The following is a 22172-nucleotide window of genomic DNA, read 5'->3' on the forward strand; positions in this document are numbered from 1 at the left end:
TTATTTGACCGTGACCTGACCCAGTGCCGGCGTACGTTCCTGGGCCTGATGCTCTGGCGCATACACCTGGTAGTAACGTGCCGCAGGCAGGTTGAACTGGCCCTTCTGGGAGAAGCGGATCAGATGCCGCAGACGCACTTCGCTGTTGTCGTTCAACGCATCCAGCGGCACCGCGTAACTCATCTGCCCGGGTTCGAAACGCGCTTTTTCCAGAGACGCCGCTTCAGTACCTGCTGGGCCGGCCAGCTTGATACCCCAGGTGGTGCGTTCGACATCGGCGCCCGGCGGCAACGGCACTTCCAGCATGCCGTACAGCAGCGGCCGGTTGCCCTCGTTGGCAATGATCACTTCGTCCAGATACAGGCCGTCACTGGCGATCGGCTTGTTGCCCACCGGCTCCAGCTTGAAGGTGAAGGCTTCATCCCCGGGCACCAGGCGCAACAGGCGACGGGTAATGTTCACCGGCGACGGCGTGCCCATGTCCAGCTTGCTCAGGTAGCTGACCGAGGCCTGCAGCGGACGCTCCGGCACCTTGTCCAGGGTCAGCACGGCCGGCACCTGCGGCCCTTGCCACTGCCAGTAGCGTTCGCCGCTGGCGCCCTGCTGCTGTTGCCAGCCCTGCCCCGGATTCAGGGCCTCGGCCGGTGCCGACTGGGCCACGCTACGCTGCAGCCAGGTCAGGGCCAGAGCACGGTCCAGGGTCGGTTGCGATGGCAGCAGACGTTGCAGCAATGCGCGCGCCGTCGCTTGATCGAAAGGCTTCAAGGACAGATTCATTGCCTGAGCGAACGGCTGCGAGCTGATGTCGACCTGCTGCTGTGCCGCCTCCAACTGCGCCACGAAGGCAGGTGGCGGCGTGACCTTGGCGTCCCGCGCCAGGGCGGCTGTCAGCACCCGGGCGCTGGCCAGGCCGAGGGCCGAATCCGGGTCCACCATCACCAGGCTGTCGCTGCTGTCGTCATCCATGCTGGCAGCCGGACCGGCCCCCACCTTGGCCAGGTCATCCATCAGTCCCCTGACCAGGGTATTGATCGGCAGGTTCATCTCACGGGCGAAGGACAGGATCAGCGCCCGTTGCAGCAATGGCGTGCTGCCGGCCTGCTTGGCATAGACCTCCAGCACCCGCTGCCAGTGTTCCGGCGGCAAGTTCAGGTCCATGACCTTGCTGGCATTCCAGTCAGCGTAATAGGCATAGGCGGTGAGGAACGCATCCGGTTCGGCGTCTTCGCCCCACCAGGTGAAGGCTGCTTGCGGCCCGGCCATATGCACCAGGCGCAGGCGGCTGTTCTGCATGATCAGGCGCAACCGATCACGGATCTGCGGGTTACTGGCCAGCGCCGGGTAGGCAACGCTCAACGGCAGCAACTGGCTGGCGGTCTGCTCGACGCCGCCATAGGGGTATTCCAGCAACCCATCCAGGGCCGAACGGAACAGCGCTTGCGGGCTGTCGTCCAGACGCAGGCGAATCTCTGCGGCATCGGCCGGCAGGCCCAACGGCGTCGTGGTGCTGACCACGTCCAGGCTCTGGGTTTGCACCGTCTGCCAGCCGGCCGCGCTGCTCACCAGACGCACGGCGAGGGCGTCCACAGTCTTGCCGCCCTGCACCAGCTCCGCGCTCCACTCGCCATTGCCCGGGGCAATGGCCGGCAGCGCCACATAGTTGATGCCGCTGTTCAAGGTCAGCGGCAGGCGCTGGGATTCCCCGGCGTAATGAATCACCAGCTCGGCCTTGACCGGTTGTTCGGACTGGCTGAAGGCAAACACCCCCAGGTCCGGCTTGTCGCCGCTGCGGAAGCGGGTCGGGCCGCTCCACTTCAGGTACAGAGCCTTGTCGGAACGAACGAACTGTTTCTTCTGCCCCACTTGGCCGTCATCGGCGATGGCCCGAGCGGTAATGCGCCAGCGGGTCAGGGAATCCGGCATGCGGAAGGTGAAACGCGCCTTGCCGCTGCCATCGGTCACCAGCTCCGGCTGCCAGGCGGCGGTGTCGACGTCTTCACGACGTGGCCGCTCCAGCACCTTGACCCCACGCTCGCTGCGATTGGCCTTGCCCGGGGCCGTCGGGCTGCCCGGCAGGGCCACGTCGTAGCTGATGAACGACAGGCTGGCGCTGGTGCGCACGTTATTGCGCCGCGGGTGGTAGAAGAACTGGTCGATGCTCGGCGCTACTTCCGGCTGCAACGCGTAGACCATCTCGTCCACCACGCTGACGGTCAGGTGCGCCGGCACCGGCTTGCCGGCGAACTGGGTGGACAGGTCCACGGTGACCAGGTCACCCGGCTGGTACTTGTCCTTGTCGGTGTGGATGGCCACATCGATCTGCGGTGTCAGCACCTTGATCCCGGCATTCTGGAAGCTGTACTCGCCGCCCTTGGTGTAGAGCACAGAGAACGTCAGGTTCGGTGCGAAGTTGTCCTTCACCGGTACCCGGGCGCGGTACTGGGTAGGGCTGAGTTTTTCCACTTTCAGCCAGTCGCCGCCCTTGGACAGCAGCGCCGTGGCTTCGACCTTGTCGCGCTCCAGCGACAGCAGCGCATCGTTGATCGGCTCGGGGAAGGTAATCAGCGCCAGGGCTTCGTCACCGGTCTTGTATTCGGCCTTGTCGAGAACGATTTCCACGGTGCCCGGCACCGCTTTAACGCCTTCGCCGGTGACCGAGTGGCTGGTGCCGCCCAGTACTCGGTCGTGCTCGTCCTTCAGGGTCAGGTTGTAGGTGCCGGGACGCTCGAAGGCCAGGGCAAAGCCCTTGTCGGCCTCGCCCAGCTTGCCCTCGCCGGTGGACTGGTCTTCCAGGCGCACCCAACTGTAGCGGCTGGGGGAAACCTTCTGGCTCTGCTCACCGGTGTTCTGGTTGACGTAGCTGAACTGCACCTTGTCGCCAGCGGCGCTGAAACGCTGCGGCGCACTCAGGCTGAAGCTCGCCGCGCCCCGCTCGATGAGGATTTCCTTGGTGGTCTTGACCCGATAGGCCGCGCCGTCGCTGGCGAACACGGTGAGCATGTAGCGGCTCGGCTTGCTGGCCGCCGGGAGATCGAGGGTGGCACTGCCCTTGGCGTCAGTGGTCAGCTCGGCACTGGTCAGTTCCACCGGGAACTGGCCCATGTACTGCAGTTCGTTGTCCACCATGGACAGCTGCTGGGCCCGCAGGCTCAGTTGCAGGCGCGCATTGGCCACCGGCTTGCCGTCCGGATAGAGCAGCACCAGGTTGCCCTTCACCGGCTCGCCGGTCTTGAAGTCCGGCTTGGCCAGGCTCAGGGCAATCTCGAAGTGCGGCTTGATGTATTCGGCCACGCGGAAGGCGCTGCTGTAGACCTGGTCCTTGTAGGCAAAACGCAACTCATAACCACCGGCCACGGCATTTTCCGGCAGTTGGAAACGGCCTTGGGTGCCAGACTTGGAATCCAGATTCAGGGTCAGGTTCTGCAGCGCGGTGCCGGCGGCATCCAGCACGCTGACATTCACCGTGCCGGCACCCGGCAGCACCGAATCCCGGGCGTTCTTGAACTCGCGGCCGACGATTTTCAGCGATACCCAATCCCCCGGGCGATACAGCGGCCGGTCGGTGAACGCATAGAGCTTGGTGTCGTAGATTTCGCTGTCGTAATAGAAGTTCTCGGAGACGAATACCCCGCCTTCCTGGTCCTCGCCGATCACGTAGGAGCGCTCGGGGCTGACGTGTTTCAGGCGCACCAGGCCCTGTTCGTCAGTGGCGCCGCTGTTCATCACGCCCAGGCCGTCGGTCCATAGCACGTTGACCTTGGGCACGGAGTTGCCTTCATGCTTGCCCGCGGCCCAGACCAGCAGTTCGTCACCGGCAATCTTGCTCACCGCCACGGTGTTGGAGACAAAGACCATGGTGGTCGCGCGGTACTTGCCCACCAGGGCTTCCACCAGGTACAGGCCCGGCTTGAGTTGCCCCAGCGGGATGTAGACGTTGCCCGGCGCGACGTTGATGAACTGGCTGGAGGAACCGGACAGGTCAACCCCGGCCGGCGGCTGGATCGGCTTGGCCTGCCACAGCGGATAACGGAACTGGGTCACCAGCGGCAGCCCCGGAATCAGGGCGAATTGCGGCTGGGCGTCATAGGGCGTGGGCGCCAGCATGGAGTTGCCGACCTTCAATTCCGGCACCTCCTCGGTCACCTGCTTGCGTGACTCGTAGGAGAAGGCGCGCTGCATCACCCGGCGCGACTTGCGATACCAGTTGTCCCACAGGTAGGCCAAGGTGTTGGACAGGCCCTCGCCCTTGAACTGGCCGTCACTGACCACCCGGTGCAGGTTCTTCTGGCGCTTGAGGAAGTCCAGCGGCTGGTTGATCCGGTACACCCGGATGTCCGCACCGCCGTAGGGCTCCATGCGAAAGCGCCGGTAATCCCGACCCGGGGCCTCAAGGCGCACCATGGCCTGCTCGTCGCTGGCAAAGCTGCTGTCGGCCAGGAGGAAGAAACTCTCGCCGGAGACCGCCGCGTAATCGCTGGACGGCACCGAGTCTTCGGCATTGACCAAGCTCGCGGGGGCCGCGAGGGTCAGAACAACAGTCAGTCGAAACAGAAAACGCCACATACGCGATTCGCTCATTGGGTGAGGAAGTTCAGTCGATAGATGCCGATGAAGTTGGGGTTGGCGGGGTCGGGTATCCATCGAGTGTCCTTCCATGTCATCAGTTGCTGCACGCTGGCCGAGCGCATGCCGTTGTCGGTGGGGGTGGTGGTGCCGGTGTGATAGGCGATGTTGCGGCCCATCCAGATCATCAGGTGCTGGTCGTCGCCCTGGTCGAAGAACAGCAGGTCGCCGGGGCGCGCCTGGCCCAGGTCACGGCTGACCAGATGGCTGTTGAACTGGATCAGCTTGATGGCGTTGACGTAGGGCCCGGTCTGGCCGCCGCCCTGCTGCCACTGCTGGGCCAGGCCACGCTGGCCTTCGCTCAGTTGCAGCTCCGGCGGCAGGTAGCGATTGGACATGCCGTTGGCCCGCAGCCATTTGCTGTCGTGGGCCTTGAGCGCTTCGTTGGCGGCAAAGCGCACCAGGCCGGCGCAGTCCTGCTGGTACCAGCGCGGGCTCGGCCCTTGACTCAGTTGCTCCTGGGCGATGCGCACGAACCAGGCGCGAAACACCTGGGACTGCTGCACGTCCAGTGGCGGCGCCTGGGTCGCGCCCACGGCGTTGCTCAGCAACAGGGCCAGCAGGCCGAGACTGCCCAGGCTTTTGCGCCATGCACTCACAGTGCGCGCCATTGCAGGGGCAGCCATTGCCAGTGACCGTTGGGCTCGCTGCCTTCGGGCAGGGTCAAGGCGTACTTGCCGTAACCGCCAAGGGTGCGCAGCTTGGGCACCAGGTAGGTTTGCGCAGCGTTGTTGAACACCGGCTCCATGTCCTGGGGCAAGCTGTCGAAGGTTTCCTGCTGGATCAACTGCGCCAGGGATTGCGGCCCCAGGTACACCGGCATCAGTGCATCCTTGGGTACCACATCGGCCAGGGGCGGGAAGCGTTTATCCAAAGTATCCAGGGCCTTGCTCACCAGCTTGTCGTCCAGGGAGAACACCAGGGTCGAACCATGGCGAGCCAGGCTGACCTGCATGAAGGCGCGGCCGGTGATGGCTTGCGGGTCCTTGGCCTCCTTGGCCGGGTACTGGCCGAAGTTGGAACTGACCTGGCGCTGCCACTGGTGCACCTCGCCGTTCTGCTGCTCGACCACGGGGAAGATGCGCTCCGGCACCTTGCTTTCCCGGGCCCCGACCATGGAACCGAACAGCTTGCCCAGTTCCCCATCGAGCTGGGTGTTGTCCTTGTCCTTGAGGCTGGCCACCAGCAGCGGCGTGTACAGCCGCGAGTCGGCGTACCAGCACAGGCCGGCGGTGCCGGCCATGTGTTCAGTCAGGCTGCTGGCCACCGCCTCTTCGGCACCGAGCTTGACCAGCAGCGGTTTCTGCTGCTCCGCTGCCAGGGGCAACGCCACGCAGGCACTGGCGCCCATGGGCATGGCCTGCCAGATCGGCTTGAAGTCAAAGGCCGGCTGGTTGTCCTGCTCTTGCATGGCCAGGTAGCTGTGCCAGCCCTGGGCGTCCATATCGAAACGCAGGCCAGCGAAGTTGGGGATGAAACGCTGGTAACCCATGGCCAGGACACTGGAGTTGACCGCCAACCGCTGCTGCACTTCAGGCTTGCGCGCCTCCAGGCCAAAGGCTTCGGGGAACAGTTTGTCACCGTTGAGCAGGGCTTCCAGGGCAGCGGTGGAGACGGCGCCGTGCTCATCGTCGGCACCGCCGCTCAGGTCATACAGCTTGGCCGGGTTGGACAGCACCACCAGTTTGTCGCCGTGGGAAGCGAACGCCAGGGATTTACCGGCGTTGTAGTTCAACTGGTAGAGGGTCACCGCATCGCCGCCGACCTTCAGCTCAGCCAGCTTGCTCAGTTGCGTGTCGTCCAGGGCAACCTTGGCCAGGGGCTCAAGCAGCTTGGCCAGCCCGCCACGATCCATCACCAGCAGGAAATCCTTGAGGCGCCCATCGACACCGCGCCACAGCGCCACATCCGCCGGCTGGTCGAACAGTTGCTCGATCAGGTTGTCCTGCAATTTCAGGTCATGCTCGTAGATGATCCGCCGCAGGCTGCCGATCAGGCCCAGGCGGTCGGCGTGGGCCTGGTAATAGAAGACGAAGTCTTCGGTCAGGGTTTCCTTGAGGAAAGGCACCGCCAGCAGGTCCTTGGGCAGTTGCGTCAGGGAGTGGGTTTCCAGTAGTCCGTCGGGGCGACTCAGGCCCAGCTTGTCGCCGGCCAGTTCGGCCACCGGGGTCTTGGGCTTGCAGCCCACACCCGCGACTGCGGCGGCGACCAGACACAGGCCCGCGACCAGTGCTGGCCAGCGCCGTTTGCTACCGGGTTGAACAGGGCCGGGAACGCCGGCCGCCGGGGATACTGTGTTTTCGCTCATGATTCACAAAGCCCAATTCATCCGTGGTGCGGGATGTTCAATAGTTGAAAGACTTGACCAGCAACAGGTCGCCGATGGCCCGCATGGGCACGATAAAGGTCTCGCGTTTCTCATCGACGGTGTTTTCGTTAAGGATCAGGTTGATCTGCGAGGTGATCACCTCGTTCTGATTGCTGCCTTCGTCGAAGTTGTACCCGCCACCGCCGAAGTTGCCCCAGTAGTTGACGTAGATCAGATAGGTGCCCCGCAGCGGCGCGGTCATGGTGAACATTTCCGGGCCCGGCCCGTCGACGCCGTCCGGGTCCAGGCCGCCGCCGTTGGTCAAACCGGGATGACCGAAGAACGCGTGTTGACCGTCGGGGGTGATGATGTGCATGTCCAGCTCGGCCTTGGGATCATCCCAGCCCAGCACCACGCGAATGCGTGGGGGCGTCTTGTTCTGATTGGCTTCGTAGAATTGCACGCGCTTGAGGGACTTGCCCTCGGAGCTGCGCACTTCGACGCTGTTGGAGCCGGCGCCAAACGCATAAGGGCGAGCGAAGCGGCCCTGTTCGTCGGTGTAGAGGTTCAGCGGATTGCCGTTGACCGACAGGCTATGGGGCTGGCGCAAGTGACCGATCGCCTTGAGCTGGCCCTCGATCAGGGTGCGGTTGCGTTGAATGCCGCGGTCGATGGGGGGCGTCGGATAGGCCACCCGGTCCTGCTCGGTGCGGTCCAGCAGTCCGGAATAGCGCCAGCCGGCCAGGGGTTCCTGAAGTTCGGCGGAAGGTTCGGCGAACACCGCCCCGGCCACCAGCAAGGTCAGCAGGAGGGAGGATAAAACGCGCATGTAATGCGTCCTGCCATGCATGGGAAAACCCTGGCGCCAGATCCTCGGCGCGGCTACAAATATTCAGAAAGAGTGCCCGGCGACAAAGGGCGCTGGAAAGGCCGCAGATTAGCGACTTGGCGCCTGTTGCACAATTGGGGCAAAGGGATTTTGCAAGGCAATCGACACCCTGCTGAAGTCCGCCCCGCAGGTGCCACTACGGCGACATTATCCGCGCCGAGAAAGGTGGCCATACGCCATTAATTGCGCACCTCATCAGCCGACAACAAAAACCCTTAGTTCAAGTACGAATCTGCCCCAGAGGCCCCCTCTCTCCAGCACTCGCAAGCGTCCGGCCGCCAACCACCGACGGCTGCCGATCGACCCTGCGGCAAGCGCTCTGGAATGCCTGTTGCATCAATCGGCCCGGCCATCGCCCATGGCAGCCAGGGGCCATCGCGCATTCCCTCAGGGAATGACCCCATACCCATTAGTCGATTGCTACAGCGCACCACTCAACGCTTATCTAAGAACGCCGCAGCGTTGCACCGCGGCGCCCTGTGATTGCGGCCTCGCCTGGCCATAAAAAAGATAAGCAACGGGAGTGCCTCACTGATGAAGTATCCGTTAAGAGCCTGGGTCTTCTGGCCCACCTTTCTGATTCTGCTGGCGGCGGTGATCGCCAGCTACCTTGATCTGCAGGGTTTCCTGGCGGTGAGCAGGCAGCTCAACCGGATCATCCTCGACAACTTTTCCTGGCTGTTCAGTGCCGGCAGCTTCTTTCTCCTGGTACTGACCGCCATCGTCTACTTTTCGCCCCTGGGGCGGGTGCGCATCGGTGGCGAAGACGCCAAGCCCCTGCTGAGCAAGCCGCGCTGGTTCATGGTGGCCCTGTGCACCACCCTGGCGGTCGGCGTGCTGTTCTGGACCACCGCCGAGCCGCTCTATCACCTGTATGGCCCGCCCTCGAGCCTGAACATCGAAGCCGGCAGCAGCGAGGCCAAGCACTTCGCCATGTCCAGCATGTTCCTGCACTGGACCCTGACGCCCTACGCCATCTATCTGGTGCCCTCACTGGTGTTCGCCCTGGTTTTCTACAACCTGCGCGGCCACTTCTCCATCGGCGCCATGCTGCAACCTCTGCTCGGCCAGGCATGGGTCAAGCGCCATGCCGGACTGATCGACACCCTGGCGATGTTCGCCCTGGTGGCGGGCATGGCCTCTTCCCTGGGCACCGGCGCCCTGACCCTGTCCGGTGGCCTGAGCCAGTACATCGGCGGTGACACCACGCCGCTGCGCCTGGGACTGATCATCGCGGTGATCGTCGCCACCTTCGTGTTCTCCGCCGCCAGCGGCTTGCAGAAGGGCATCGTCAAGTTCTCCACCTTCAACACCTGGATCATGCTGGCCCTGGGGCTGTTCGTCCTGATCTGCGGACCGACCCTGTACATCTTCAGCCTCGGCATCGAGTCCTTCGGCACCTACCTGCAGACCTTCTTCGGCCGCAGCCTGTTCACCGGCGCGGCCAGTGGCGACAACTGGCCCCAGAGCTGGACGGTGTTCTACTGGTCGGTGTGGTTCGCCTGGGCCCCGGTGAGCGCCATGTTCCTGGGCAAGATCGGCCGTGGCTATACCGTGCGCGAATTCATCCACATCTCCATGCTCTACCCGGCGCTGTTCACCGCCCTGTGGATCTGCATCTTCTCCGGCAGCAGCCTGTACTTCGACGCCCAGGGTGATGGGGTACTCAACCGCGTGCTCAACGAGCAAGGGGTGGAGCATGTGCTGTACCAGGTGTTCCAACAGCTGCCGGCGAGCGGCCTGATCATTGCCTTCCTGCTGTTCATTGCCTTCATCTCCTTCGTTACTGCTGCCGACTCCAGCACCGATGTCATCGGCAATCTGTGCAGTCGCGGGGTCACCGCCGACTCCGATCTGGACGGCAACCCGCTGCTCAAGGTGATCTGGGGCGCGATCATCGGCTGCGTGTCCTGGGTGATGGTGGCCTACGTCGGCATCGACGGGGTCAAGATGCTCTCCAACCTGGGCGGCCTGCCGGGCATGCTGATTGTCCTGCTCTCCAGCAGCGCACTGATCATCTGGATGAAAAACCCGTCCTTGCTGACACCGCCGTTGCCAGCGGACGAGCTCGGGGAAAGCCACTCGCCACGAGGGCCTACCCCATGAACGTCCGTCTCCTGATCCTTGGCGGCCTGGGCCTGACGCTGCTCTGCCCCGCGCTGGCCCACGCCAGTCAGGCGCAATCCCGGGGCTTTGTCGAAGACAGCCGAATCAACGGCCTGGTGCGCAACAACTACCGCAACAACGACCATCGTCAGTTGGACCTGGATGCCCGCGAGTGGGGCCAGGGCCTGCAGCTGGACTACGCCTCCGGCTACACCCAGGGCACCCTGGGCTGGGGCCTGGATGCCCATGCCTATTTCGCCACCCGACTCGACAGCGGCGGTGGCCGGGCGCGCACCATGATGCTGGTCAGCGACAGCGACGGCAGCAGCCGCCGGGAATCGGCCACTGCCGGGGCCGCGCTGAAAATGCGCCTGTCCAATACCGAGTTCAAATACGGCGACCTGCGACCCCAGACCCCGGTGCTGGCCCTGGCCGACAACCGGCTGATGCCGGCCACCGCCACCGGCCTGGCCTTCAGCAGCCGCGAGGTGGAAGGCCTGTTGCTGGAGGGCGGACACTTCACCGCCTCCCGGGACTTCAACCAGACCGGTCATCGGGGCGGCTTCCACGCCGGTTACGCCAGGGTCGAGGGCGGCGACGCCAGCTATCTGGGCGGCACCTACCAGTTGCATCCGCAGGTGGGGCTGGGGCTCTACAGCTCGCGCTACCAGGACCTGTGGCGCCAGCACTACGTCAACCTCAACCTCGACCAGCCCCTGGACGCCGAGGATCGGCGCAGCCTGAACCTGGACCTGCGGCTCTATCGTTCCCTGGACGATGGCAAGGCCCTGGCCGGGGATATCGCCGTAACGGCCTGGTCGGCGGCGCTGGCCCTGAAGGATGGTCCGCACACCGTGACCCTGGCCCACCAACGCATCCATGGCCAGCAGCCCTTCGACTATCTGGCCCTGAGCGGCGGCGGCTTCCACGGCTCGATCTACCTGGCCAACGCCTCGCTGATCGCCGATTTCAACGGCCCCGGCGAACGCTCCTGGAGCCTGGGCTACCGACTCGACCTGGAGCACCTGGGCCTGCCCGGCCTGTCCTTCGGCACCCGCTACATCCGTGGCAGCCATGTCGACGGCCGGCGGATCCCCAAAGACAGCCCCTACCGCTACTACGCCGACAAGGAGCGCCAATGGGAGCGGGACATCGACCTGAGCTACCGGGTGCAGAGCGGCGTCGCCAAGGACCTGTCCCTGAGCCTGCGCCAGGGCACCTACCGCATTCACGGAACCTCGAACGGCGATGTCGACCACATCCGCCTGGTCACCGAGTACCCCTTCAGCCTGCTGTGATCCACCGCGCTCGGCCCGGTGCCGGCCCCTTTTTCGACTGGAGTAGCCCATGGACATCATCCGCGACTTTCCCCATCCGATCCGCGAGATCGAGCACTGCCTGATCCCTCTGCGTGACGGCACCCAACTGGCCGCGCGTATCTGGCTGCCGGCCGATGCCGGCACCCGGCGTTACCCGGCAATTCTCGAATACCTGCCCTATCGCAAGCGCGACGGCACGGCAGTGCGCGATGCCCTGACCCACCCCTGGATGGCGGGCCAGGGTTACGCCTGCGTGCGCGTGGACATGCGCGGTAACGGCGAGTCCCAGGGCCTGATGGCCGACGAGTACCTGCCTCAGGAACAACAGGACGCCCTGGAAGTGCTCGACTGGCTCTGCGCCCAACCCTGGTGCGACGGCAACCTGGGAATGATGGGCATCTCCTGGGGCGGCTTCAACGGCCTGCAAGTGGCGGCCCATCAACCCGCAGCACTGAAAGCCATCATTACCCTGTGCTCCACTGACGACCGCTACGCCGACGACATTCATTACAAGGGTGGCAACCTGTTGATGGAAAACCAGGGCTGGGCCGCCACCATGCTCAACTTCAGCGCCGCCGTACCGGACCCGCTGCTGGTACAGGACTGGCAGGCGCAATGGCAGCAACGCCTGGACGCCATGCCGATGCTGGCCGAAACCTGGCTGCAGCATCAGACCCGTGACGACTACTGGCGCCAGGGCTCGGTGTGCGAGGACTACGCGGCGATCAAGGCCGCGGTGTACTGCATCGGCGGTTGGGGCGATGCCTACAAGAACAGCGTGCCGCGCCTGATGCAGCACCTGAATGGCCCGAAGAAAGCCCTGCTCGGCCCCTGGATTCACAAGTACCCGCACTTTGCCGTGCCCAACCCGGCCATTGGTTTTCTCCAGGAGGCCAAGCGCTGGTGGGACCACTGGCTCAAGGGCATCGACAACGGGGTGATGGACGAGCCCGCCTGCACCTTCTACCTGCAGGACGCCGTGCCGCCCAAAGCCAGCTACGCCGAACGCCCGGGTGTCTGGGTGCAGACCGCCGGCTGGCCCGATCCACAGATCCAGTGGCAGACCTTCAGCCTTAGCGACAGCGGGCTCAGCGCGGGAGCGCAAGCGCTGAGCGCAAGTCGCAGCATCTGCTCGCCCCTGACCACCGGCCTGCATCAGGGCGAGTACTGCGCCATCTGGTTCGGACCGGACGGCCCCACCGACCAGCGCCGGGACGATGCCCATTCACTGTGCTTCGACAGCCAGCCCTTGAGCGAGCCCCTGGCCTTGCTGGGTGATGTGCGCCTGGACCTGCGCCTGACCTCGGACCGGCCTTGCGGGCAGATCGTCGCCCGGCTCAATGCCGTGGCCCCGGACGGTCAGGTGGCGCAGATCACCTACGGCACCCTGAACCTGTCGCTGCGCGACGACTTCGCCGTGGCCAGCCCACCCGAGCCCGGCGCGCCCCTCCAGGTTCGCTTCAACCTCGACCATGTCGGTTATCGCCTGCCGGCCGGTTATCGCCTGCGCCTAGCGTTGAGCACCGCCAGCTTCCCGTTGCTGTGGCCGGCCCGGGAGCTGACCACCCTGACCCTGCTGCCCGAGGTGCAGAGCGTGCAGTTGCCGGTGTTCATCGGCGAACCCGTGGCGTGTCCGTTCGAAGCCCCGCAAAGCGCCCCGCCGGCCAACCTGGAAATCATCCGCGCCGCCGCCCCCAAGCGCAGCCTCAGCGAAGACGTGGCCAGCGGCGAAGTCTGCGTGCGTATCGACGACGACCTGGGCGCCATGCGCTTGCTCGATCACGGCCTGTGGGTCGACCAGCGCTGCACCGAGCAGTACCGCACCCTGCCCTGGGACCCGCTGTCGACCCGAGCCGATATCCAATGGCATTACCGGGCCGGTCGCGGCACCTGGTCGGTGGAAGTGGACAGTACCCTGGGCCTGCACGCCGACGCGCAATGGTTCTACCTGCGCGCCACCCAGGTTGCGCGACTCGATGGCCGGCAGATTCATCAACGCCAGTGGCACAAACGGATCGCCCGATCCACGCTGTAAAGCGTGGCAGGATGCCCAATCTCCGAGACTCGGCGGGACGCAGGACACAGCGCCCGCCCCTGTAGACTGGTACCCGCATGTCGCATCGAAACGTCGATCTGCCCCCTCTCAACTGCCTGCAGCCTTTCGAGGCCGTGGCCCGTCATTTGAGCTTTACCCGGGCCGCCCAGGAGCTGAACCTGACCCAGAGCGCGGTGAGCCGCCAGATCAAGCGTCTGGAGGCAAACCTCGCCCGGCCGCTGTTCCACCGCCACAACCTGGGCATCAGCCTGACCCCGGCGGGCGAGCGCTACTTTCGCACCATCCAGCGCCTGCTGCGCGAGCTGGACCGCGAGTCGGCGGAACTGCGCCGGCGCGGCGCCGAGCGCCAGCTGACCCTGGCCAGCACCCCGACCATCAGCTCGATCTGGCTGGCGCGCCTGCTGCCAGCGTTCCAGAGCCTGTATCCGGAGCTGGACATCCGCATCCTCTGCAGTGAAAGCCCCCAGCACCTGGATGTCAGCGAGTACGACCTGGGACTGTTCTATCACCTGGACGAGTTGCCGGCGCCCCTGGGCCTGGAGCTGACCCCGGTCTTTGCCGGGGAGCAGGTGATCTGCGTCTGCAGCCCGGACTACCTGAGCCGCAAGGGGCCGATTCGCGATCCGCAACACCTGCTGCAGGAACACCGGCTGCTGATTGTCGAAGACCACTATCACGACTGGCTGACCTGGTCTGACTGGTTCAGTGCCGTGGGCGCGACCTATCACTCCCCGCAACATGCCCTGCGCACCAACAGCTACCAGTTGCTGATGCAGTCGGCAGTGATGGGCCAGGGGGTAGCCCTGGGCTGGGAAAGCCTGCTGCAGGACGAACTCGCCGCCGGACGCCTGCAACGCGCACTGCCGCAGCGCATGCCCAGCCGCGGGCGCCTGAACCTGATGCAACCGCACCACCGCAATCCACCATCCGCCGTACGCCGCTTTCGCCAATGGCTGCTGGAACACACCCACCTTGCCCACGACACCGGTCCTTGACCGCCCCGACCTGACGACTCATGAACCTGAACCTGCTGACATTCCCCGCGCTCTACTGCGCCACCCTCCTGATGCTTGCCGGCAACGGGCTGTTCTTCAGCTTTATCGGCCTGCGCCTGACCAGCGACGGGGTCGGCGAACTGTGGATCGGTGGCCTGACCGCCGCCTATTACGCCGGCATGGTCTGCGGCGCCAAGTTCGGCCATCGGATGATTGCCGCCGTGGGCCATATCCGCTCCTACGTCGCCTGCGCGGGTGCCGCGACCATGATCGTGCTCCTGCACCTGCTGTTCGAAGATCTGTGGTTGTGGCTAGTGCTGCGCTTCATCACCGGCCTGGTGATGATGAACCAGTACATGGTGATCGAAAGCTGGCTCAACGAGCAGGCGGGCAACCAGCAGCGCGGCGCGGTGTTCGCCGGCTACATGGTGGCGGTCTCCCTGGGCCTGATGCTGGGTCAGAGCGTGCTGATCTGGCGTCCCGAGCTGGACTTCAAGCCTCTGCTGATCGTCGCCCTGTGTTTCGCCGCCTGCCTGATACCCGTCGCCCTGACCCGACGCCTGCACCCGGCCAAGCTGGTGGCAGCCCCCCTGCAGATCGGCTTTTTCTGGCGCCGGGTGCCGCAAGCCCTGAGCACGGTGTTCATCACCGGACTGCTGGTCGGTTCGTTCTATGCCCTGGCACCGGTGTTCATCACCTTGAGCGGCCTGGACACAGCCCAGGCCGGCACTTTCGTCGCCGTGGCGATCCTGGCCGGGCTGTGCGGCCAGTGGCCCCTCGGCTGGCTTTCGGATCGCCTCGACCGCGCACGACTGATCCGCGCCTGCGCGCTGCTGCTGTGCCTGGTGACTGTGCCTTTGTGGGGGCTGTTCGGCCTGTCGTTTACCTTCTTGCTGCTGTTCGCCTGCCTCAGCGGCCTGCTGCTGTTCAGCCTCTACCCCCTGGCGGTCGCCCTGGCCAACGACCACATTGAGCAACCCCAACGCGTGGCCCTGAGCGCCATGCTCCTGGCCACCCACGGCGTCGGCGCCTGTCTGGGGCCGCTGCTCAGCGGCGCGCTGATGAACCTCTATGGCCACAACGCCTTATACATGGTGTTTTCGCTGTTCGCCCTGCTGCTGGCCTGGCGGGTACAACCGAGCAAGGTCAGCGGGGAGTTCCGGGTCGACGACGCGCCGTTGCAGCACGTGGCCATGCCCGAGCATCCGCCAAGCGTTCAGGCCTCGACCCTTGATCCACGCATCGAGGCTGTGCCCGGGGAGTGGCTGATCCAGGCGCCGCCGCCCGGTGAACCAGGGCGCAGCACGCTCAAGACCGACGCTGCATCCGCCTGATTCAGGCAGGGTTTAATTGGACGCTGAGCCGAATACATGCTCTATTCGGCTCACTGCAAGAGCTGAATAGAGCATGTATTCGGCTCATCCCCAGAGAGCCCGTCCATGGACCACCCACGCTGGATCTGGCAACACCCTACCTGGCACAGCTTCGACTGGCAGGCCGAGCGTCTTGCGCCGCTATTGCGCGAATGCGCTCAGGCTCAAGGCCGTTTGTTGGGCATGTCGGGCGTGGTGGACCAGGAACTGAGCGTCCAAAGTGAACTGGACGCGTTGCTGCAGAACATCCTCACTTCATCTGCCATCGAAGGTGAACATCTGAATGTCGGCTCGGTGCGTTCATCCCTGGCGCGGCGACTGGGCCTGGAGCTCCCTCTGGAAAGTCGCACCAGCCCACGCAGCGAAGGCCTGGCGGAGCTGACCCTGGATGCCACCCAGCACTTTGCCCAACCCCTGAGCCCTGCACGACTGATGCGTTGGCATCAGTGGCTGTTTCCCACGCAAGAGCAGCACCTGATGAGCCTGCCGATCCGGGTCGGCGAACTGCGCGGGGAGGCACCGATGCAAGTGGTGTCAGGTCGCCTCGATCGTCCCACCGTACACTTCGAGGCGCCGCCCAGAGCCGGCCTTGAGCAACAGTTGCAGAGCTTCCTGGAATGGTTCGAGTCCAGCCGTCATCTGCCCGGGCTCGACCCGCTGCTGCGGGCCGGGGTCGCGCATTTCTGGTTCGTTACCCTGCACCCCTTTGATGACGGCAACGGCCGTTTGGCCCGAGCCATCACTGACCTGGCTCTGGCCCAGGCCGAACACCAGGCTATTCGCTTCTATGCCATGTCCTCCAGCATCCTCAAGGACCGCGCGGGCTACTACCGGATACTGGAAAACAGCCAGCGCGGCAGGATGGATATCAGTGCCTGGCTGGAGTGGTTCCTGCAAACCCTGCTCAGCAGCCTGCAGCAGGCGATGTCACGCATCGACCGGGTACTGGACAAGACTCGCTTCTGGCAGCAGCACCGCCAGCAGGCGCTGTCTGCGCAACAGATCAAAGTGCTCAATCGCCTGTTCAACGGGGATCAGGACAGCTTTGCCCATGGCATCAGCGCCAGCCAATACCAGGCGCTGGCCAAGGTCTCCAAGGCCACCGCAACCCGCCACCTGGCCGACCTGCTGGCCAAAGGCTGCATCATCCGCTTGCCCGGAGGTGGCCGCAGCACCCGCTATGCAGCGAACCTGCCGGAGCGTCTTGGAGCCCCAGGAAAAACCCCGTGAAAAGCGCAAGCCAAGGCCACTGAAACCCGGGCCAGCAAGCGCTTCTCATTTGCCCGAAATACCGGTGTCTGCTAGTGTCGCGCCGGTTTAACGTCAACCGGGATAGCCGCCATGGCCCGCAAAAAAGCTGCCTTAGATTTCGAACAATCCCTCGCCGACCTGCAAACCCTGGTCGAGCGTCTGGAGAACGGCGAGCTGTCGCTGGAAGACTCGTTGACCGCCTTTGAACAAGGCATCGGCCTGACCCGTGATTGCCAGGCCGCCCTGGCCCAGGCCGAGCAGAAGGTGCAGATCCTGCTGGAGCGCGATGGCGAACTGGCCGAACAACCTTTCGACGCGGAACAGCCAGAATGATTGCCGCTTATCAGGCCACCAGCCAGGCCCGCGTCGACGCTGCAATGCACACCCTGTTCACCGCTCCAAGCCCCGAACTTGCCCGCCTTTATGAAGCCATGCGCTACAGCGTGATGAATGGCGGCAAGCGCGTGCGCCCGCTGCTGGCCTACGCCGCCTGCGAGGCGCTGGGCGGCCGGCCCGAGCAAGCCAACGGCGCGGCCTGCGCGGTAGAACTGATTCATGCTTACTCCCTGGTCCACGACGACCTGCCGGCCATGGACGATGACGATTTGCGTCGCGGCCAGCCCACCACCCACAAGGCGTTCGACGAAGCCTGCGCGATCCTCGCCGGCGACGGCCTGCAGAGCCTGGCCTTCAGCGCCCTGCTGGACCCGGACCTGAGCGACGCAAGCGCCGAGATCCGCCTGCGCATGGTCACCACCCTGGCCCAGGCCGCAGGCCCGGCGGGCATGGTGGGCGGCCAGGCCATCGACCTGGGCTCGGTGGGGCTCAAGCTCGATCAGAAAGCCCTGGAGTACATGCACCGGCACAAGACCGGCGCGCTGATTGAAGCCAGCGTGATTCTCGGGGCCCTGGCCAGCGGCCGGGCCGAGAAAGACGAGCTCAAGGCCCTGCAGACCTACGCTCAGGCAGTCGGCCTGGCATTCCAGGTGCAGGACGACATCCTCGACGTCGAAAGCGATACCGCAACCCTGGGCAAGCGCCAGGGTGCCGACATCGCTCGGGACAAACCGACCTACCCGGCGCTGCTGGGCCTGGCCGCAGCCAAGGAATACGCCCTGGAATTGCGGGACCAGGCGCTGCATGCGCTGCGTCCGTTTGACGCAGCGGCCGAGCCCTTGCGCGAGCTGGCGCGGTATATCGTCGAGCGCCGCAGCTGATCAACTCCCGATAGCCGGACCGCATATCGGCCAAGTTCGGCGCTCCGCGTGGGCAGCTTGCGATGCATAAGGTAAACTGCCGCCTCTTTCTATACCTATAACGATTCGCCTGATGCCCACGACGTTTCATGAGATTCCCCGCAAACGCCCTACCACGCCGCTGCTCGACCGTGCCCAGACGCCGGACGGCCTGCGTCGGTTAGGTGAAGCCGAGCTGGAAACCCTGGCCGATGAGTTGCGCCTGGAATTGCTCTACACGGTCGGCCAGACCGGCGGGCATTTCGGTGCCGGCCTCGGGGTCATCGAGCTGACCATTGCGTTGCATTACGTGTTCGACACCCCGGACGACCGGCTGGTGTGGGACGTGGGTCACCAGGCGTATCCGCACAAGATCCTCACCGGTCGTCGCGAACAGATGGCCAGCCTGCGCCAGAAAGATGGCCTCGCGGCCTTCCCGCGGCGCTCCGAGAGCGAGTACGACACCTTTGGCGTCGGCCACTCCAGCACCTCCATCAGCGCCGCCCTGGGCATGGCCATCGCCGCCCGCCTGCAGCACAGCGAGCGCAAGGCCATCGCAGTGATCGGCGACGGCGCCCTGACCGCGGGCATGGCCTTCGAGGCGCTGAACCACGCGCCGGAAGTGGACGCCAACATGCTGGTGATCCTCAACGACAACGACATGTCGATCTCGCGCAATGTCGGCGGGCTGTCCAACTACCTGGCCAAGATCCTCTCCAGCCGCACCTACGCCAGCATGCGCGAAGGCAGCAAGAAAGTGCTGTCGCGCCTGCCCGGTGCCTGGGAAATCGCTCGCCGCACCGAAGAATACGCCAAGGGCATGCTGGTCCCCGGCACCCTGTTCGAAGAACTGGGCTGGAACTACATCGGCCCCATCGATGGCCACGACCTGCCGACCCTGATCGCCACCCTGCGCAACATGCGTGACCTCAAGGGCCCGCAGTTCCTGCATGTGGTGACCAAGAAGGGCAAGGGCTTCGCCCCGGCGGAAGTCGACCCGATCGGCTACCACGCCATCACCAAACTGGAACCCCTGGATGCTCCGGCGGCCGCACCGAAAAAGGCCGGCGGTCCGAAGTATTCCGGCGTCTTTGGCGAGTGGCTGTGCGACATGGCCGCCGCCGATCCGCGCCTGGTGGGCATCACCCCGGCGATGAAGGAAGGCTCGGACCTGGTGGCCTTTAGCGAGCGTTTCCCGCTGCGCTACTTCGACGTGGCGATTGCCGAGCAGCACGCAGTGACCCTGGCAGCCGGCATGGCCTGCGAAGGCGCCAAGCCGGTGGTGGCGATCTACTCCACCTTCCTGCAGCGCGGCTATGACCAACTGATCCACGACGTGGCGGTACAGAACCTCGATGTGCTGTTCGCCATCGACCGTGCCGGCCTGGTGGGCGAAGACGGCCCGACCCACGCCGGCAGCTTCGACCTGTCCTACCTGCGCTGCATCCCCGGCATGCTGGTGATGACCCCGAGCGACGAGAACGAGTTGCGCAAGATGCTCAGCACCGGGCACCTGTACAACGGCCCCGCCGCCGTGCGCTACCCGCGCGGTACTGGCCCCAACGCGCCGATCGACAAGGACCTGGAACCGATCGAGATCGGCAAGGGCGTGATCCGCCGCCAAGGCAAGCAAGTGGCCCTGCTGGTATTCGGCGTGCAACTGGCCCAAGCCCTGCAAGTGGCCGAAAAGCTCGACGCCACCGTGGTCGACATGCGTTTCGTCAAACCCCTGGATGAAGCCCTGGTCCGCGAGATCGCCGGTAGCCACGAACTGCTGGTGACCATCGAGGAAAACGCCATCATGGGCGGCGCCGGAGGCGCGGTCAGCGAATTCCTGGCCCGCGAGAACATCCTCAAGCCGATCCTGCACCTAGGGCTGCCGGATGCCTACGTCGAGCACGCCAAACCGGCGCAGATGCTTGCCGAATGCGGCCTCGACGAAGCCGGCATCGAAGCTTCGGTACGCCAGCGTCTGGAACTGCTGGGCCTGGCTTGATCCACAGCGGCTACCTGTAGCCGCTGCTGCACGCCCGCCATGCGGGCGTCGCTTTTGCTCCCTTCCTTATCCGGCTTCACACACTGCGGCGAAGGCCGAGCCGCGCTAACGGAATAGCCATGAAACTCTCTCGCCTGGCCCTGCCGCTATGTCTCCTGCCCTGCGCCGATCTGCTGGCCGACACCTCCGAGCGCGATCAGGCGCTGAAACTGCCCGAGATGCTGATCAGCGCCAACCGTCAGGTGGAAGCTCGCAACGACAGCAGCGCGGCCAACACCGTGTTCACCCGGGAAGACATCGACCGCCTGCAACCCACCAGCCTGACCGATCTGCTGCAACGGGTGCCTGGTGTGCAGGTCGCCCGAAGCGGCGGCCGCGGCAGCCTGCCAGGCATCTTCATTCGCGGCACCAACTCGGCCCAGAGCCTGGTGCTGGTGGATGGCCAGCGCATCAGCAGCTCATCTTCCGGCGACAGCAATCTGCAATTCATCAGCATCGAGCAGATCGAGCGAGTGGAAGTGCTGCGCGGCTCGCGCTCGGTGATCTACGGCAGCGACGCCATTGGCGGGGTGATCCAGATTTTCACCCGGCGTGGCGCCCAGCAAGGCCTGCAAGCACGCATGCATCTGGGGGTGGGCAGCAACCAGACTTGGGAACGCAGCCTGGGACTATCCGGTAGCGATCAGCAGACGCGCTTCAGCCTTGGCGCCAGCCTGGATGAAACGGCGGGGATCGACTGGACCCATGAGTCGTTCCCCAGCGATACCGACCATGATGGCTACCGCAACCAGTCGTTGAGCTTCACCCTCAGCCACGCGCTGAACGATGATTTAGAGGTGGGCTTCAACCTGCTGGATAACCGTGGCCGCGCTCGCTACGACAACCCTTTCGGACGCTACGATTCAAGCTACAACGTCTTCGCCCAGGCCCCTTACACCGACTTCAGTGTCAGCAGCGTCAGCGGCTATCTCGACGCGAACCTCAATGACTACTGGAAATCGCGGCTGGAGCTCGGACATAGCGAAAACCGCGACCTCAAACGCGACAAGCTCAGCGACGAACGTAGCGTGTTCAATACCTACCGGGACTCGCTGAACTGGCAGAACGATATGCGCCTGGACGAGGACAACAGCCTGATCCTCGGCGCAGACTGGTACGAAGACCGGCTCAATACCAGCCCAGCACCATTTGCCGAAGACAGCCGCTGGAACCGGGCAGCCTTCATCCAGCATCGTTTTCACGGTGAAAGCTTCTCCACCGAACTGGGTTTGCGCCGCGATCAGAACCAGCAATATGGCAGCCAGAACACTTGGAGCGGCACCTTCACCCTGCCGCTGAACCCGGACAATGACCTGCTGCTGTCCTATAGCGAAGGCTTCCGGGCGCCCAATTTCAGCGATCTGTATTACCCCGGTTTCAGCAATCAAGATCTCAAGCCGGAGCACTCCAAGAGCTATGAACTGCAATGGCGTAGCCAGCTGACGCAAAGCAGCCGTCTGGAAGCTTCGATCTACCGGACCGATATCAAAGAGGCGATTATTTATGACCGTGTTGCGCAGCGCCCGGAAAACGTTGGCGCAGCAAGGATCAATGGTTTCGAGGCGGCCCTGAAACAGGAGCTGCTCGGCTGGCAGACCAGCATCGGCACCGCAATCATCGATCCACGCAACCGCAAGGATGGCCATCAACTGCCGCGCCGTGCCCGGCGCACCTTGAGCCTGGACCTGGACCGACAATTCGACCCATTGGCGTTCGGTGCCAGCTGGCAACTGGTAAGCAAGAGTTATGAAGACCTGAACGTGAAAAAGCAGGTACCTGTGGGCGGCTACGGCCTGTTTGGTCTGCGTAGCAGCTGGGCACTCAATCGGGAGCTAAAGCTGGACCTGAAACTCGACAATGTTTTCGACAAGTCCTATACCCGCGAGCTTTACGAATACAACGGCAACGATTACGGCTACCGCGAAGAAGGCCGCACCTGGATGCTCGGCGTGACCTGGACGCCCGAACTGTAAGATCCGCCG

General features: G+C 64.4%; 14 protein-coding genes. 10 read left to right on the plus strand and 4 right to left on the minus strand.

The window, feature by feature from the left end:
* Genes PQT43_RS20380 through PQT43_RS20395 form a run of 4 tightly spaced genes read right to left on the minus strand, consistent with a single transcriptional unit; the run spans position 1 to position 7760 of the window.
* A complete protein-coding gene (locus PQT43_RS20380) occupies positions 1 to 4578 on the minus strand; it encodes an alpha-2-macroglobulin family protein (RefSeq protein ID WP_272754505.1) in 4578 nt (1525 codons plus the stop codon).
* On the minus strand, positions 4575 to 5234 hold the full coding sequence (locus PQT43_RS20385) for a DUF1175 domain-containing protein (protein ID WP_102882362.1): 660 nt from the start codon (positions 5232 to 5234) through the stop codon (positions 4575 to 4577). Before PQT43_RS20385 ends, PQT43_RS20380 begins: the two co-directional genes overlap by 4 nt.
* Positions 5219 to 6931, minus strand: coding sequence for a DUF2138 domain-containing protein (locus tag PQT43_RS20390; protein WP_272754506.1), 1713 nt, complete (start codon positions 6929 to 6931; stop codon positions 5219 to 5221). The genes PQT43_RS20385 and PQT43_RS20390 overlap by 16 nt, the downstream gene beginning before the upstream one ends.
* 37 nt (positions 6932 to 6968) lie before the next feature.
* On the minus strand, positions 6969 to 7760 hold the full coding sequence (locus PQT43_RS20395; protein ID WP_102882364.1) for a YfaP family protein: 792 nt from the start codon (positions 7758 to 7760) through the stop codon (positions 6969 to 6971).
* 594 nt (positions 7761 to 8354) lie between these two features.
* On the opposite strand from PQT43_RS20395, the gene PQT43_RS20400 reads away from it, so the two are divergent.
* The 10 genes from PQT43_RS20400 to PQT43_RS20445 all read left to right on the plus strand — a co-directional run bounded on the left by PQT43_RS20400 (position 8355) and on the right by PQT43_RS20445 (position 22163).
* Complete coding sequence (locus PQT43_RS20400; protein WP_272754507.1) at positions 8355 to 9926, plus strand: BCCT family transporter; 1572 nt, start codon at positions 8355 to 8357, stop codon at positions 9924 to 9926.
* Positions 9923 to 11224: an OprD family outer membrane porin gene (locus PQT43_RS20405; protein WP_272754508.1), complete on the plus strand. Its 1302-nt coding sequence runs from the start codon at positions 9923 to 9925 to the stop codon at positions 11222 to 11224. Before PQT43_RS20400 ends, PQT43_RS20405 begins: the two co-directional genes overlap by 4 nt.
* A gap of 49 nt (positions 11225 to 11273) precedes the next feature.
* Positions 11274 to 13280 carry a CocE/NonD family hydrolase gene (locus PQT43_RS20410; RefSeq protein ID WP_272754509.1) on the plus strand — a complete coding sequence of 669 codons (2007 nt, stop codon included), beginning with the start codon at positions 11274 to 11276 and terminating at the stop codon, positions 13278 to 13280.
* 77 nt (positions 13281 to 13357) lie between these two features.
* Positions 13358 to 14296, plus strand: a complete 939-nt coding sequence (locus tag PQT43_RS20415; protein ID WP_102882368.1) for a LysR substrate-binding domain-containing protein — start codon at positions 13358 to 13360, stop codon at positions 14294 to 14296.
* Positions 14297 to 14316: 20 nt separating this feature from the next.
* Positions 14317 to 15630 (plus strand): MFS transporter, encoded by a 1314-nt coding sequence (locus PQT43_RS20420; RefSeq protein ID WP_110652022.1) that lies wholly within the window; start codon positions 14317 to 14319, stop codon positions 15628 to 15630.
* A gap of 105 nt (positions 15631 to 15735) precedes the next feature.
* Positions 15736 to 16899 carry a Fic family protein gene (locus PQT43_RS20425; protein WP_272754510.1) on the plus strand — a complete coding sequence of 388 codons (1164 nt, stop codon included), beginning with the start codon at positions 15736 to 15738 and terminating at the stop codon, positions 16897 to 16899.
* Between the two features lie 111 nt (positions 16900 to 17010).
* Entirely contained in the window at positions 17011 to 17253 is a 243-nt protein-coding gene (locus PQT43_RS20430) for an exodeoxyribonuclease VII small subunit (protein WP_011063724.1), read from the plus strand.
* Entirely contained in the window at positions 17250 to 18137 is an 888-nt protein-coding gene (ispA, locus tag PQT43_RS20435; protein ID WP_272754511.1) for a (2E,6E)-farnesyl diphosphate synthase, read from the plus strand. Before PQT43_RS20430 ends, ispA begins: the two co-directional genes overlap by 4 nt.
* Before the next feature lie 112 nt (positions 18138 to 18249).
* Entirely contained in the window at positions 18250 to 20151 is a 1902-nt protein-coding gene (gene dxs / locus PQT43_RS20440) for a 1-deoxy-D-xylulose-5-phosphate synthase (RefSeq protein ID WP_110596265.1), read from the plus strand.
* Positions 20152 to 20270: 119 nt separating this feature from the next.
* Complete coding sequence (locus tag PQT43_RS20445; RefSeq protein ID WP_272754512.1) at positions 20271 to 22163, plus strand: TonB-dependent receptor plug domain-containing protein; 1893 nt, start codon at positions 20271 to 20273, stop codon at positions 22161 to 22163.
* The last annotated feature ends 9 nt before the right edge of the window (positions 22164 to 22172 follow it).

It is taken from the genome of Pseudomonas sp. BLCC-B112 (assembly GCF_028550695.1).
Lineage (GTDB): Bacteria > Pseudomonadota > Gammaproteobacteria > Pseudomonadales > Pseudomonadaceae > Aquipseudomonas > Aquipseudomonas danubii.